Origin of the sequence: Streptomyces sp. G45, assembly GCF_049542095.1 — a bacterium.
GTDB lineage: Bacteria > Actinomycetota > Actinomycetes > Streptomycetales > Streptomycetaceae > Streptomyces.
Genome location: NZ_JBMUZU010000001.1, coordinates 558,129 through 572,693 on the forward strand (window position 1 = coordinate 558,129; position 14,565 = coordinate 572,693).

Here is a 14,565-nt window from a genome sequence, read left to right on the forward strand (position 1 = left end):
CGGAGGGTGCCGAGCGGGCCCCCGTTCAGCCGTCGGCCCGCCCGGCAAGGAGCACGCGCAGCGACGGCTGGAGCAGGTCCCCGTGCGCGCGGACCATGGCGTCGCACACCTCCCAGATGCGGTCCACGGTGAGGGTCGCGGCGGTCGCCGGGTCGGTCATGGCGGCGTGCCGGATGTGGCGCGGCTCGTCGTACAGGGCGGCGCGCACGACGAGGTCGGTCACGCTGAGGTAGGCGCGGTTGAGGGCGGCGAGCTGCGGGGGCAGGGATCCGGCGCGGGTGGGCTGGACGCCGGACGCGTCGACGAGGCAGGGCACCTCGACGACGCCGTGGGCGGGGAGGTTGTCGATCAGGCCGCCGTTGGGGACGTTGCCGTAGACGGTGCGCGGGGTGCCGGTGACCATGCTGTGGATGATCTGCGGGGCGTACTCCATGGTGCCCTCGACGGCGAGCGGGGCGCCCTGCGCCAGGGCGTCGCGGGTCTCGTGGTACGCGGCGACGTTGTCGTCGACCATGTCGAGGTACGCGCCGATGGGCAGCCGCAGCCGTTCGACCTCGCTGTCGTGGCTCAGGTACCAGGGGACGTACTCCGAGGAGTGCTCGCTGGTCTCGGTCGGGTAGTAGCCGAGCCGCCGGTACATGTCGACGCGGACCCGGCGCCGCAACTGCGCGTCCTCGGCGATCAGTTCGTCCAGGCGCCGGTAGAGGTCCCGGCCGCGGTGCTCGAAGCGCAGCACCCAGGACTGGTGGTTGACTCCGGCGGCCCGGTAGGTGATCTCGTCGTAGGGGACGCCCACCAGCTCGGACAGGTCCCGCATGGTCCAGTACACGGAGTGGCACAGGCCGACGACACGGGTCAGTCCGGTGGCCTGGGCGAGGTACTGGACGTTCATGGCCATGGGGTTGGTGTAGTTGAGCAGCCAGGCGTCGGGGCTGAGTTCGGCGACGTCCTCGCCGAGCCGCTTGAGGAACGGGAAGGTGCGCAGGGCCCGGAAGACGCCGCCGACGCCGAGGGTGTCGCCGATGGTCTGGCGCAGGCCGTGGCGGGCGGGGACGTCGAAGTCGGTGCGGGTGGCGTCGCGCATGCCGATGTTGACGGTGTTGAGGACGAAATCGGCGTCGGCCACGCAGGCGCGGCGGTCGCGGTGGGCGGTGATGCGGGCGTCGGCGGCGCGCTCCTCGGCGATGTAGCGGGCGGCGGCGTCGGCGGTGGCGAGCCGTTCGGCGTCGATGTCGTGCAGGGCGATGTGGGCGCGCTTCAGCTCGGGGAAGGCGAACAGGTCGGCGAGCAGGCCCTGGGTGAACTCCACGCTGCCTGCGCCGATGAAGGCGATCTTGGGTCGGGTCATGTGAGGGGTACTCCGATGTGGGTGGCGGTGGTGGGCGGAGGGACGGCCGGTCTTGGGGGCCGCGGCACGGGGCGCTCAGCCCTTGAGGCCGCTGGTGGTGACCGTGCGGACGAAGGCCCGCTGCGCGCAGAGGAACGCGAGCAGCACCGGAAGGACCGTGATCGCGTTGCCCGCCATGACCGCGGACCATCGCGTCTGGTGCTGCCCCTGGAACGTGGTCAGGCCCAGCTGGAGCGTGTACTGGGTGTCGTGGTTGAGGGCGATCAGCGGCCAGGTCAGGTCGTTCCAGGTGGTCAGGAACGTCAGGGCGGCCACGGTGGCGAGGGCCGGGCGGGCCAGCGGCAGCACGACCGCGCAGAGCACGCGCAGCCGTGAGCAGCCGTCGATCCACGCGGCCTCCTCCAACTCCCTCGGCAGGGACAGGAAGAACTGCCGCAGCAGGAACACCGCGAACGGCGTGACCAGCGAGGGCACGATGAGCGCGCCGAGGGTGTCGATGAGCCCGAGCCGCTTCATCATCAGGAAGGTGGGGATCATCGTGAGCTGGAACGGCACCGCCGTCGTCGCCAGCATCAGGGCCAGGAGCAGCCGGGAACCGGCGAACCGCATCCGCGCGAAGGCGTAGCCGCCGAGGGAGCCGAGGACGAGGTTGGAGGCGACCGCGGCGGCGGACACGACCGCCGAGTTCAGCAGCCACCGCGGGAACAGGGCGGTGCCGAGCACATAGCGGTAGCCGCCGAGGTCCACGTGGGAGGGCCACAGCGCGGGCGGGAAGCGGTTGATCTCCGCGTCGCTCATCACCGAGCTGAGCAGCAGCCACACCAGGGGCGCCGCGAACAGCGCGGCCAGCGGCGCGAGCAGCAGGTGCCAGGGGTCGAACGGCAGCCGCGGGCGGCGACGCGGGGCGGGCGGCGCGGCGGCGGGTGCCGTGGCGCGCGAGGCGCCGGTCGTGGTCGCGGTCATGGGGTGGCCGCCTTCGTACGCCGTGACCGGGCCGTGCGGCGCGCTCCGGCCGCCCAGTGGACGCTCTCGCGGCGTACGGCGCGCAGCGCGACGGCGAGGACGAGCAGGGCCAGGGCGAGGACGCAGGCGGCCGCGGCGCCGTACCCGGCGGTGAACTCCTTGAAGGCCTGCTCCCACACGAAGTAGACGATGACGGTGGTGGAGCCCAGCGGGCCGCCCTTGGTGGTGACGTACACGAGGTCGAAGACCTGGAGGGCCTGGAGGGTCTGCCACACGACGAGGAACGCGCTGACCGGGCCGAGCGCGGGCAGCGTCACGTGCCGCAGGACGTGCCGGGGCCCGGCCCCGTCGAGGCGGGCCGCCTCGACGAGTGACGGCGGCACGTCCTGGAGGGCCGCCAGGTAGATGACGGTGCACAACCCCGTGCCGCTCCACAGCGTGATGGCGACGAGGACGAACAGCGCCTGCGCGGGGTCGGTGAGGAACCCCTGCGCGGAGATGCCCAGGCGGTGCAGGACGGAGTTGGCGGCGCCGAACTCCGGGTCGAGGATGAAGGAGAACAGCACGCCCTGGGCGGTGGCGGAGACGACGAACGGCACCAGGAACAGGGTGCGGTAGAGCCCGGCGCAGCGGACGCGCCGGTTCAGGGCGAGGGCGAGCGCCAGGCCGACGGCGATGCTCAGCGGCACGTACAGGGCGGTGTAGACCGCGGTGTTCTCCACCGCCTCGTGGAAGTTCGGGTCTTGGCGCAGGGCGCGGTAGTTGTCGAGGCCCACCCAGCGGCTCGGCGTGACGAGGTCGTTGGCCTGGAAGGACAGCAGCAGCGACCAGGCGACGGGCAGGACGCTCAGGCCGAGGACGACCAGGACGGCGGGCGAGACGAAGGCCCAGGCGGTGGCGGTCTCCGCGCGGCGCCGACGGCGCCGCGCGCGCTCCCCGGACGGGTCCGGTGGCAGGGTCAGCGGTGCGGGAAGTCCGGGCATGTCACGTCCTCAGCGCGGGATCAGCAGGGCGGCGTCGGCCGCGTCGGCGCAGGCGCGCACCGCGTCGGCGGGGCTCGCCCGGCCGAGCAGCACGGAGACGACGGCCCGCCCCAGGGAGCGGGAGACACGCGGGTAGGCGGGGTGGACGGGCCGTACGCGCGCGGTGGTGACCGCCTCGGTGAACACGTCGAGGCCCGGGGTGCTCGCGGCGTGCTCGCGCCAGGCCGCCAGGCGTCGGCAGCGGCGGCTCAGCGGCAGGCTGCCCGCCCGCACGGCCCAGCGGCTGTCCTGGGCGGGCTGGATCAGCCAGGTGACGAAGGCACGCGCGGCTCGCGCGCGGGCCTCGCCGTTGTCGAACAGCACCCAGGTGTCGGGTCCCGAGATGGTCACGGAGCGGCCGTGGAAGCCGGGCAGCGGCACGACGTGGTAGTCGAGTCCGGCCTGCCGCAGGTCCGGCAGCTGCCAGGGGCCGGTCATCAGCATGCCCATCCGCCCGGACAGGAAGACCTGGTGCAGCTGCTCGCCGCCCGGCTTGGGGTCGACGTAGACGCTCCGGTCGCGCGCCAGGTCCCGGACGACCTCCAGGGCGCGGACGCCCTCCCGCGCGAAGCCGACGCTCCGCCCGTCGTCGGCGATCACGTCGCCGCCCAGGTCCCACACCAGGGGCCACAGCCGCCACACGGTGTCCTCGTCGCCGGTGCCGGGCCAGCCGGTGCCGAACCGTCCGCGGTCCCGGTCGGTGAGGCGGCGCGCGACGTCCCTGAACTCCCGCCAGGTCCAGCCCGGTTCGGGCAGGTCGAGTCCGGCGTCGGCGAACAGCTTCCGGTTGCACACCACGGCCAGGCAGTCCAGGAGCGCGGGCACCGCGCGGACCCGGCCGTTGACGCTGACGGCGGCGCGGGCGGGCGCCCAGTAGTCGTGCCACGGCGTCGGTCCCGTCCGCACGTGCGCGGTCAGGTCGACGACCTTCGGGCTGCGGGCGACGCTGGCCAGGTCCGAGCCGAAGACGTAGGCGACGTCGGGGTACGAACCGGCCGCGAGCGCCGCGGTGACCTTCTGCAGCATGGCGTCGGCGACGACACCGCCGCCCAGGTCCACGCGGATGTCCGGATTGCGGCGCTGGAACTCGGCGGCGAGTGCCGTGACCGCCCGTGCGGCGATGTCCGTCTGCCCGTGCCACACCTGGATGGTGACGCGCCCGTCGGGCCCCACCCCGTCGGCGTCCCCGGGGCGCACCCGCACAGGCCGCCGCCCGCCGCCGCGAGCGCACCGGCCCCACCGGCACGCAGCAGCCCACGCCGCGACAGCGGGCCCGGCGCAGCGGGTGCTGACGTCATCGCTGCCTCCCGGGGGTCGGACGCCGTCCGTCGCGTCGTGCGGGCGAACGGCGGGAGCGGATGCGCGGCGTGAGACGAGGGTGCTGCGCGAGCAGAGCCGTGAGGAAGCCGGGTTCCAGCCGTACGGGGCCCGGGGTGCCCGCCGCCGTAAGACCAAGGGAGCCAGAGGACTTGGGCAGGAGCTTTCGCCGGGGAAGGGCCGGGGCACCGTCGAATCCCTAGAGTAGGCGGAATGTCAGGAGCCACCGCGAGCGGAGCCGAGTCCTCGGACGGGGCCGCCGCGTCCACGGACAGAACCTCATCCGCAGACCGAGCCGCCGCGTCCACGGACAGAACCTCATCCGCAGACCGAGCCGTACCCGCGAGCAGGACCGCGCCTGCGGGCGGAGCCGCACCCGCAGGCGGGACCGCACCGGCGGGCAGGGCCCGCACGCTCGCCCAGGTCTACCGGCGCTTTGGCGCGTCCGACGCCGCCGACGCGTCCCCGCTGCACCGGCGCGTCGCGACCGCCCTGAGCCGGTCCCCCGAGGCGCTGCGCGCCATCGAGTCGGCACCGGCGCGTAAGCGGCACCCCGCGGTGATCCTCGCGGCGCTGCACGACCTCGCCCTCGCCGGGCGCGCCCCCGCGCTGGCCGCCGCCTATGCCGCCGAGGACGGGGACGCCGCCGCGGACGCGGCCGTCGACACCCTGCGCCGCATGGCGGACTCGGTCGTGGCCGTCGCCGTACGCCGCACGCCGCGCCCCGGCGAGGCCGGGCGCTGCGCGGTGCTGTACCCGGCCGTCGCCGAGGCGGCGCGCCGGGCGGGCGCGGACGCGATCGGCCTGATCGACGTGGGCTGTTCGACCGGGCTCAATCTCACCGTCGACCGCGTGGGCATCGCGTACGGCGACGGACGGGTGCTGGGCGACCCGTCGTCTCCCGTCCAGCTGACGGCCTCGGTGGTGGGGGACCGGCCCGTCCCGGCGGCGGCACTGCCCGAGGTGGTCGCCCGGGTCGGCGTCGACCGCGACCCCGTCGACGTGACGGACGCGGGCGACGTCCGCTGGCTGCGCGCCTGCCTCCCGCCGGACGACCGGGAGCGCGGCGCGCGGCTCCGGGCGGAGCTGGCGCTGGCGGCGGCGGACCCGCCACTGCTGCTGCGCGGCGACCCCGTCGAGGTGCTGCCCGAGGCGTTCGCCCGGGTGCCCGCGGGCGCCCTGCCCGTGGTGACCACCACCTGGGCGCTGTCCCGCTTCCCGCTGGAGGACCGGCTGCGCTTCCTGCACCGCCTCGACGAGGCGGCGGCCGTGCGTGCGGTGGCGTGGGTGTCGGTGGAGGGCGTCGGTGTCGCCCCTTCGGTGCCGACGCTGGGCGACCGCCACGCCTCCGGGCACAGCATCATCGGCCTGGCGGTGCTCGACGGACCGGCGCTGCGGGCCGAGGCGGTGGGCCGTTGCTGGTCCCGGGGGCGGCTCCTGTCGTGGCTGGCGGACTCCTGAGTCCGGGTTCCCCGGCTCCCGCGCTGCCCCGGCCGCTAGTGCTCGCCCGTGCCGAGCACCGCCGCCTCCGGGCTGACGGCGACGAGGTGCTCGACCCAGCAGTCCGTCTGCTCCGTCGCGACCTCGGCCCCGCAGCCGCGGCACAGGAGGTTGGGTCCGTCGAGGCCGTCGGGGCCGCAGCAGCCGCCGCGCCGCCCCAGCGAGGCGTGCGGGACGGTGCCGAGCGCGTCGTCGGGGTGCAGGACGATCGCGCGGGTCGCGGGGCTGATCGCGTAGGTGCCCCGGTCCAGCAGCGGCACGCCCATCCGCTCACCGGTGAAGACGGCGGGGTCGGGCGGGAAGGGAACCTCGTGCAGCTCGCCCGTCAGGGGCTGTTGGCAGTGCGCGCAGGTGATGACGGTCACCGCCCGATTGTCCCCCGCTGGGACACAGGAGGCCGAGGCCGTGTCCGGGTCTCCCCTCACTCCCGCCCGGCCCTCTCGTCCAGGGTCCGCCCCGTGTTCGGGCCCCGCCCGGCGAGGGGGACTGGCCAGGCGAAGCCCGAAGCAGGCCGAGGTCTGGGGCGTTGGCCTGCCCGCTCCGATGGGGCGCCGACATCGCCGCGGAGCAGCAAGCCCACTGTCCGCGAACGCCGCCGGGGCCGGGAAGATTGTTTCCAGACATCGCCCCTGACCAGCCGCTTGTGCGTTCAACGAGGAAGCGTCCATGGCGCCGAATCACCAGCACCAGCACAGGGCTTCACCGTTCGAAACCCCGTGCGACCGGCGCGTTGGCGCGCACCTTCAGCGAACCGCGCCCGACGAGCCGCGCCGGACGACAGTGAACCTTGGCTCAAAAAGGATCACTAAATGATCATGACTGGTCAGGTGCATGTATACCTTTGCTGTGACTTTACGCAATTTCCTTCCCTTGTCCTGTGCCGTCGTCCCGCTGGTCCTCGCCCTCTCCTCCGGACCGGCCGCCGCGGCCCAGGCACCGCGCCCGGCCACGCGGACCGCCGCCCCGGCCGACAACACCCTGTGCGTCTACAGCACCGAGATCACGCGGAAGACCACCGGCGGCTACGTCTGGGACGTGGGCACCCGCGCCTACGCGCTCTGGAAGTCCGACGACTTCCAAGCCACGTACGGCCGACTCCCCTACGGCGAGCAGACCAGCAAGCTGCTGTACGAACTCAACGTCAGCCAGCACGTGTTCGGGCACAGCTGGCTGGTGCGCTTCCACAAGGACGGCGCCTTCGAGCGCGCACTCGCGGGCGGCGGCACGGCTCGCTACGACACCTACTCCTTCCAGCCCGAGGACCCCGACGGCCGCAACGGCGACGGCAGCGCCGTGGACGGCATGTCCGTCAACTACACGGGCTATGACATCAACGCCCCCGGCAAGCCGCTCGTCGAGTGGGACCGCCCGAGCCGCAAGCAGGACCGCGACGGCGCGTACGCCCCGCGCGCGGCCCGCTGCAAGGTGCTCACCCCCGGCCAGCGGACCGCGTTCGAGCGGGAGATCGCCCGCCGCGGGCAGATCGGCGAGAAGTACACCCTGCTGCCGGACTGGACGTATCTGCTGACCGGCGGCTGGGCGGGCGCACCGGCGCGCAACTGCACCACCTTCGCCCTCCAGGTGTGGGACACCACCATGGCCGACTCCCCCGCCGAGCGCATCGATCCGACGCGGGGCCTGCCCGCCGCCGACCTCAACCGACGCGGCGCCGACGTCCCCGCCGACCTCACCCAGAGCGCGTACTCGGCGTGGATCCCGGCGCTCGCCGGAAAGTGGATCCACGAGAAGAACGGCGGCCGCGACGAGAACGACGAGGTGCCGCGCTTCGCGAACGACGACCCCACACCGGCGCCCGCCACCTCCCCGCCCGCCGCCTCCGACCGGCACGGCCGCCACCTCGCCGGGACCGCAGCGCCCTAAGGGCTACTCGGTGGCCGTTACAGTCTTCGCGTGAACGACACCGCGAACCTCGGCGCGCACCACGGAGCGGGCGACGCCGTCAGCGACGCCCTCGACGGCTCCCCCACACCGCGACCGCTCCCCGACTGGCGCGTCCTCGTCGTCGGCGGCGCGTCCGGGATGGGGAAGACCACGGTCAGCCGCGCGCTGGCCCTCCACTACGGCGTCCCCGTGGTGGAGGTCGACGACATCGTGGAGGCGCTGCTGGCGGTGACCCGCCCCGAGCACCTGCCCGAGGTGCACATCTGGCGCACCCACCCCGAGGCGGCGTACGAGGCTCCCGACTCGGTGGTGCGTCGGCAGATCGCGATCGCCCGCGCGCTGGCACCGGCCGTCGAGGCGGTGGTGGCCAACCACGTGGACACCGAAACCCCCGTGATCATCGAGGGTGACTACGTCCTGCCCGGACTGGCCCTCGCCAAGGGCACCGAAGGCACGGGAGGCCCCGAAGGCACGGGAGGTCTGGTCCGGGCCGTCGTGGTCCACGAGGACGACGAGGACCAGGTCGCGGCGAACTACTACGCCCGCGAACCGGAGGCCGGGCCCCAGGACCACCGGGCCCGGGTCAGCGTGCGGTACGGCCGGTGGCTCGCCGCCCAGGCACGCGCCGCCGGGGTGCCCGTCGTCGCCCCGCGCCCCTGGCACGACCTCCCCCACCGGGCGGACCGGGCCCTCACCGGCCCAACGCCCCTCAGAGAACGGCCCGGCGACACCATCAGCGACGCTTTCCGTATCTGATCAAGCACTTCGCCACTGATTACGTCATCCTCTAGCGCTGCGGCGGCTGATTTCGTTACCGTACGAGCCCTGCCGTTCCGCACTCGCGAAAGAGCCGACGTGACCGACGCCCACCTCCCCGCCGCGCTCCCCGAGTCGGACCGCACCCGGCACCGCCGCCTGCGCGAGCAGGGAAGCGGCGACCGCGCGCAGCTCGACGCGATCCTGGCAGCCGGGTTCGTCTGCCATCTGGGCGTCGTCGTCGACGGGGTCCCCATGGTCGTGCCGACCGTGTACGGCAGTGACGGCCGACACCTGTACCTGCACGGCTCGGTGGCCAGCCGCAGCCTGGTCGCCTCCCCCGGGGCGGCGGTGTGCGTCACCGTCACGCACGTGGACGGCCTGGTCCTCGCCCGCTCGGTGTTCGAGCACGGCGTCAACTACCGCAGCGCGATGGTCTACGGCGTGCCGCGCCTGGTGACGGACCCGGAGGAGAAACTGGCGGGCCTGCGCCGCCTCACCGAGCACACCGCCCCCGGCCAGTGGGACTACGCACGCCGCCCCAACCGCAAGGAACTCGCGGCCACCGCCCTGCTGGCGCTCTCCCTGGAGGAGGCGTCGGTCAAGATCCGCACCGGCGCGCCCGACGACGGCGAAGGCCCCGACGCCGCCCTCGGCATCTGGGCGGGCACCCTGCCGCTCACCACCACCTGGGGCGAGCCCGAACCCGACCCGCTCCTGCCCGAGGGCATCGCCCCGCCCCCGCACATCGCGGCACGCGGCCACACGAGGGCGAGCTAGCCGGGCCCCGGACCTCCCTCACCGCCCGGTCAGCCCACGCGGTCGGCGCCGGGGCCCGTGCAGACGTCCAGCGCCGTGCTGGGACGGCGCTGGACGCGCTGTGCTCAGACCGCCAGTTCGCCGTTCGGGCTGGCCGAGTCCACGACGGCGGGCAGCATCTCCGCGATGCGCTGCGCGATCGCGTCCGCGCTGAGGCCGGTGACCGTGGCGACGCGGCCGATCTGCTCGGCGAGGCTCTTGCCGATCTCGTCCGCGGTGATGGGCAGGTTCTCTCCCGTGCTCAGCCAGGAGTCGACCCGGTCACCCAGGCCCGCGGCCCGCAGCTCCTCGAACGCGGCGGGTGCGTTGCTGCCGTCGTAGAGGCTGGCGATGAACAGCTGCTCCAGGGGCGTGACCGGGGCTTCGATGGCAGCCATGTGTTTCTTCTCCTATGCGTAGCACTGTGGTTGAACGGTCCGGGCGCCATCGCCCAGCGCGAGGGGTCCGCCTGCGCGTTCCCCGCTGTCGATGTGCCCTCGTACGACCAGACGTGACAGCGGCGTTGGACAGTTGCCCGGCGGATGCGGAGGAGAGGTGAACAAGTCGCGCCGGGACGCGTTCACGGTGTTCACCACGCCACCGCACATGATCCCCGCGCTCGGCTGGCGGCGTGGAACGTGCCCATCATGGTGGGGGTGACGCGCTGTGGCTCGTGGGCCGGGGCTGGCGGGTCACCGCCGTCGACGTCTCCGCCGTGGCGACCACCCGGCTCACCGAACTGGCCCGCGCACGCGGCCTCGACGAGCGGATCACCGCGGCCTCGTACTCCTCGTACTCCTCATGCGCCGCACCGCCTGACCCGCCCCGGAGGGCCCCGGCCCGCGGGAACGTCTTATCGTCCGATGCATGGCATACCCATGGAGTACAAGACTCGCCGCGGCCGGATCCACGGCCGCCACCGCCGTCGCCCTGATGCTCGCCGCCGCACAACCGGCCTCCGCCGCCATGCCGTTCGGGGAGGTGGACCCGGACACCGTCGCACAGTTCAGGCTCCACCAGGTGGTGTCCCAGGACGGCGCCGACGGCACGGACGCGGCGGTCGCGGCCGTGGAGCGGACCGGCGCCGTCGGGCACGTCGACGTCAGGACGCTCCTCACCACGGGCGGCCACACCGGCATCGCGGGCCTATGCCACGACACCGGCCTGTCCGCCAGCCTCAAGCCCGGCGGCTACTGCTGGAAGAAGGAGGACGACCGGTCGAGCAGCTGGAACCCCACCGACGGCGGCTGGACACCGCAGGGCCTGTCCCTGCCGTACAGCGACAGCGGGACGCCCTCCGACGGCACCTGGCAGGGCATACCCGCCCAGGCCGCGACCTGGCACCACGGCACCGACCTCGGCAACCCCGACCCGGCCAAGCGGCGCGGCGACGAGTACGCCCGCCTGACGCTGGTGAACACCACGAACGCGGCGCCCACCTACCACCACCTGCTCTTGGTCCAGCCCGTCAGGAACGCCGACGGCACGGGCGACTTCCGGGTGGTCGCGGGCAATCACGTCGACGGCGTGGTGTGGTACGGCGACCGCGCCTTCGTCGCCAACGGCCGCTACCTCCAGGTGTACGACCTGCGGCACATCTGGAAGCTGAACAGGCAGGGCAAGGAGGTCGGCGTGGACGGCACGACCTCGTCGGGCCTGTGGCACAACTACGCCGTGCCGATGGTGGCGATGTACCAGACCACCACCGGCGGCACGCCCTGCTCCGTGACGTCGGGCACCACCCCCTGTCTGAACTCCCTCAGCCTGGACCGCACCGGTGGGCAGGACGCCCTGGTCTCGGCCGAGTACAAGAAGGACGCGGCGGGCGGCCGCGTCGTCCGCTGGCCCCTCGACGCCACGACCAAGCTCCCCCAGGGGCACGCGTCCGTGGCGTACTCCTCACCGGTGTGGTCCATGCAGGGAGCGGCCACCGACGGCACGAACTGGTACCTGGCGGGGACCTGCCCCACGGGCGCGGGCGGCGGCACCCCCGCCGACCCGTACTCCTGCGTGCACCGGGCCCGGGCCAACGCGGCGCCGCACGTCATGACCTCCGCGCCCGTCTACACGCAGAACCTCGCCTACTCCTGGTCCACGGACCGGCTGTGGGGCATCAACGAGCGGATCAACTCCACCGAGGGCAGGCGCGTGGTGTTCTCCGTCAGTACTCCCTGAGCCGCCGCGACCCGGCCAGGGCGCGCTCCCCGGGGGCGCAGCAGGCGCGCAGGGCGTCGAGTTCGGCGGCGGGCAGCTTCAGGGAGGCGCCCCGCCGACCGGCGTCCAGGCGGGCGGCGCCGATGTCGAGCCACCGCGGGAGCGGCTCCACGCCGATGAAGTCGGCGAGCCGGGTCAGCTCCTCGCGGGGCTCGTCGAGCAGGTTCTCGTACGCGAGCGTGGTCCGCTTCTCGGCGGGCACCCGGCTCAGATGGTCCACGCCGCGCGTGACCAGCTCCGACCAGAGTGCCCCGAAGCCGGTCAGCGGCAGGTCGCTGTCGAGGACGAGGGCGGGGTCGAAGCGGTCGGCGAGCAGCCCCGAGAGCTCCGGCGGCAGCGAGCGGACCTGGTCCTGCGTCAGGTCCTCGACGCGCTCGGCGCCGGTGCGCGCGCAGATCTGGCGCAGCAGGTGGATCAGCCGGTAGCCGGTGTGCCTGCTCATCGACAGGGCGCAGTCGGGCCCGTTCCTGACCAGGTGCACGAACCGTGCCTGCGGGAAGGCCGCGCGCAGCAGCGGCACCCGGTCCGACGAGTAGCCGGAGCGCTCGACGACCGCCGTGCGCCCGAAGCGCGCGCACAGCAGGGCGAAGAGGGCCTCATAGTGCGCGGGGGCGGTGCGGCGCGGCCAGCGGGGCACCTGCTGGGCCAGTTCGTCGAACAGGCCGTCCGGGTCGTCGGTCAGATGCGGCAGGACCATCAGGGACAGCGCGGGGATGCCGGTGGTGTCCGTCGCGAACCGTCCCGGGCGGCGCGGGTAGACGAACTCCGGCATCGGCGCGCCGCTGCGGATCATCCGCTCGAACAGCGGGTTGGGGTCGGCGAGCAGCCGCCAGAACTCCGGGCCCGCGAGGTGGCCCTCGGGGAAGCCGCGGCTCTGCACCGACGACAGCAGTTCGTTGAGGCTGAGCACGTCCGGATGCGCGTTGACGATGCCGGACAGCGCGGTCGACCCGCTGCGGCCGGTGCCGACCACGAACGTCAGGGTGCGCATGGGGTGCTCCTTCGGCGGCGGCTGCGACCGGGGCCCGTCCCGATCACGGGCAGGCTTCCCCGGACGTCGGCGCGGGACTCCCCCGGGGAGGAGCCTCCCCGCACGAGGCCGCTGCCGGGCCCCTCGGCGGGGTCCGGCAGCGGCGTCGTCGTCCGACCGCCCCTTGGTGGTGCCGCCTCAGGCGGCGTCGAGGGCACCCATGATCTTGCGGGTCACATCGGCCATGGGCGGCGTGGGCTCGCCCTTGCGGGCCTGGGTGCCCGACTCGACGGCGATGGTGACGATGCCACGGAAGTTCTCGGCCTCCGCCGGGTCCTGCTTCTTGAGCAGGGCCATGGACTCCGTCAGGGCCGGAAGCACCTTGTCGGCGATCTCGGCCAGGGACTTGACGTTCATGTCCTCGGCCTTGTAGCGCTCGGCGAGCACGTGCCCGACCGCGCCCGTCCCGGAACCCAGGGCGATGGTGCCCTGGGCGGCGATCTTGTGGGGCGAGCCCGTGCCGTCGGACGCGGCCAGCAGCGCGATGGCGCCGTGCGCGGCGGTCTTGAGGGTGAGCTTGTCCTGCTCGGAAAGGGTGACGGACATGGTGGTGTGCTCCTCTGCATGTGTTACGACGCTCCACTGACCGGACGGGCCGCTGAACGGTCGAGTAGCCCCGGCGCTGCCAGGCCCGTGTCAGTGAGACCACTGTGGCCCGGCGCCCTGCCACCGGGCAGTCACGGTGCTGACACGGCCCCTGACACGGGAGTGCCCCCGTGCGCCGCGCTGCGCGTCGTGCGGACCGGGCCGTCCCGGATACGCGCCGGGGCCGGGCCCGTCGGGTGACGGACCCGGCCCCGGGAGGGGTGCGGTGCCTCAGACGCGGTCGGCGGCGATGAGGACGTACTGGAACGAGCCGTCCTTGTACGAGTTGATGAAGGCGTCCTCGATGCCCGTGACCAGGGACGAGGTGGCGCGCAGCTGCCAGTACGGGAGGGTCGCCGGGGTCAGGTCGATCACGGCCTGCGGGACCAGGCGGTTGTCGGCCATGGCCCGCAGGTACTCCCGGCGCGAGTGGATGTTGCACTCGAAGTGCGCGTTGATCTGCGACACCCACTTCGACGGCTGGCCGTAGCGCGGGTTCCAGCAGCCCGTGATGGTCACATAGCGGCCGCCGACGGCGAGGATGCGGGAGTGCTCGGCCATCAGGTCGTGCAGGTCGACGTACATGCTCGACTCGTTGTTCCAGGAGCCCGCGGCCTGACCGGTCTCGAAGGGCATGTTGAGCATGTTGCAGACGCGGGAGTGGACGGAGTCGTCGATGCCCAGCTCCAGGGCGCGCTGGTTGCCGAACTCGGCCTGCTTGGCCGACAGGGTCAGTCCCTCGACCTTGCAGCCGAAACGCTGGTGGGCCATCACCATCGAACCGCCGCGCCCGCACCCCGCGTCCACCAGCGTGTCGTCACGGCTGACGTTCCCCAGGTGGTCCAGGAGGAACGAGGCCTGCGCCGACTCCAGCCGGTGCAGCTCGGCGATCAGCCGGGCCTCGTAATCGCTGTCCTTGGGGTCGCCCAGCGCGTCCACGTCGACGTCGCCGATGCCGTAGTGGTGGTGGTAGAGGCCGTCGACGTCGCCGAGGCGCAGGTTCACCGGTCGGGCCTCGTTGTCCCAGTAGCGCGCGATGTCGCCCTGGTACGGCGTCGCCGGGGCGGGGATGAACACGGACGGGCTGACGGACGTGCTCAGGGTGGTCACATCGGTGCTGGACATGGAAT

At 73.3% G+C, this 14,565-nt stretch carries 13 protein-coding genes and 1 pseudogene; 5 read left to right on the forward strand and 9 right to left on the reverse strand.

Annotated elements, in window-relative coordinates; genetic code table 11:
- Positions 1-25: 25 nt before the first annotated feature.
- From ACOBQU_RS02385 to ACOBQU_RS02400, 4 genes and pseudogenes are all read right to left on the reverse strand, one after another.
- Positions 26-1,348: an alpha-glucosidase/alpha-galactosidase gene (locus ACOBQU_RS02385; protein WP_423624145.1), complete on the reverse strand. Its 1,323-nt coding sequence runs from the start codon at positions 1,346-1,348 to the stop codon at positions 26-28.
- Positions 1,349-1,423: 75 nt separating this feature from the next.
- The gene (locus tag ACOBQU_RS02390) at positions 1,424-2,311 is read right to left on the reverse strand and encodes a carbohydrate ABC transporter permease (protein ID WP_423624147.1); all 888 of its coding nucleotides are present in this window, start codon (positions 2,309-2,311) and stop codon (positions 1,424-1,426) included.
- A complete protein-coding gene (locus tag ACOBQU_RS02395) occupies positions 2,308-3,294 on the reverse strand; it encodes a carbohydrate ABC transporter permease (protein WP_423624149.1) in 987 nt (328 codons plus the stop codon). Before ACOBQU_RS02395 ends, ACOBQU_RS02390 begins: the two co-directional genes overlap by 4 nt.
- Before the next feature lie 9 nt (positions 3,295-3,303).
- A pseudogene (locus ACOBQU_RS02400) lies at positions 3,304-4,631 on the reverse strand (extracellular solute-binding protein).
- Positions 4,632-4,863: 232 nt separating this feature from the next.
- Between ACOBQU_RS02400 and ACOBQU_RS02405 the strand changes: the two are divergent.
- On the forward strand, positions 4,864-6,111 hold the full coding sequence (locus ACOBQU_RS02405; RefSeq protein WP_423624150.1) for a DUF2332 domain-containing protein: 1,248 nt from the start codon (positions 4,864-4,866) through the stop codon (positions 6,109-6,111).
- A 35-nt stretch (positions 6,112-6,146) separates the two neighbouring features.
- Here the strand turns inward: ACOBQU_RS02405 and ACOBQU_RS02410 are convergent, their stop codons facing one another.
- Entirely contained in the window at positions 6,147-6,515 is a 369-nt protein-coding gene (locus tag ACOBQU_RS02410) for a hypothetical protein (RefSeq protein ID WP_423624152.1), read from the reverse strand.
- Between the two features lie 505 nt (positions 6,516-7,020).
- Between ACOBQU_RS02410 and ACOBQU_RS02415 the strand changes: the two genes are divergently transcribed.
- From ACOBQU_RS02415 to ACOBQU_RS02425, 3 genes are all read left to right on the forward strand, one after another.
- Entirely contained in the window at positions 7,021-8,031 is a 1,011-nt protein-coding gene (locus tag ACOBQU_RS02415) for a hypothetical protein (RefSeq protein ID WP_423624154.1), read from the forward strand.
- Positions 8,032-8,061: 30 nt separating this feature from the next.
- Positions 8,062-8,808, forward strand: a complete 747-nt coding sequence (locus tag ACOBQU_RS02420) for a hypothetical protein (RefSeq protein WP_423624155.1) — start codon at positions 8,062-8,064, stop codon at positions 8,806-8,808.
- 99 nt (positions 8,809-8,907) lie between these two features.
- The gene (locus ACOBQU_RS02425) at positions 8,908-9,588 is read left to right on the forward strand and encodes a pyridoxamine 5'-phosphate oxidase family protein (protein WP_423624156.1); all 681 of its coding nucleotides are present in this window, start codon (positions 8,908-8,910) and stop codon (positions 9,586-9,588) included.
- Positions 9,589-9,692: 104 nt separating this feature from the next.
- Here ACOBQU_RS02425 and ACOBQU_RS02430 read toward each other — a convergent pair whose 3' ends face one another.
- Entirely contained in the window at positions 9,693-10,004 is a 312-nt protein-coding gene (locus ACOBQU_RS02430; protein WP_423624158.1) for a YidB family protein, read from the reverse strand.
- A 469-nt stretch (positions 10,005-10,473) separates the two neighbouring features.
- Between ACOBQU_RS02430 and ACOBQU_RS02435 the strand changes: the two genes are divergently transcribed.
- Positions 10,474-11,781, forward strand: a complete 1,308-nt coding sequence (locus ACOBQU_RS02435; RefSeq protein WP_423624160.1) for a hypothetical protein — start codon at positions 10,474-10,476, stop codon at positions 11,779-11,781.
- Here the strand turns inward: ACOBQU_RS02435 and ACOBQU_RS02440 are convergent.
- The 3 genes from ACOBQU_RS02440 to ACOBQU_RS02450 form a co-directional block, all read right to left on the reverse strand.
- Complete coding sequence (locus tag ACOBQU_RS02440; protein WP_423624162.1) at positions 11,768-12,811, reverse strand: sulfotransferase family protein; 1,044 nt, start codon at positions 12,809-12,811, stop codon at positions 11,768-11,770. The genes ACOBQU_RS02435 and ACOBQU_RS02440 overlap by 14 nt on opposite strands.
- A gap of 177 nt (positions 12,812-12,988) precedes the next feature.
- The gene (locus ACOBQU_RS02445) at positions 12,989-13,396 is read right to left on the reverse strand and encodes a hypothetical protein (protein ID WP_423624164.1); all 408 of its coding nucleotides are present in this window, start codon (positions 13,394-13,396) and stop codon (positions 12,989-12,991) included.
- Between the two features lie 270 nt (positions 13,397-13,666).
- On the reverse strand, positions 13,667-14,560 hold the full coding sequence (locus ACOBQU_RS02450; protein WP_423624166.1) for a geranyl diphosphate 2-C-methyltransferase: 894 nt from the start codon (positions 14,558-14,560) through the stop codon (positions 13,667-13,669).
- Between the last annotated feature and the right edge of the window lie 5 nt (positions 14,561-14,565).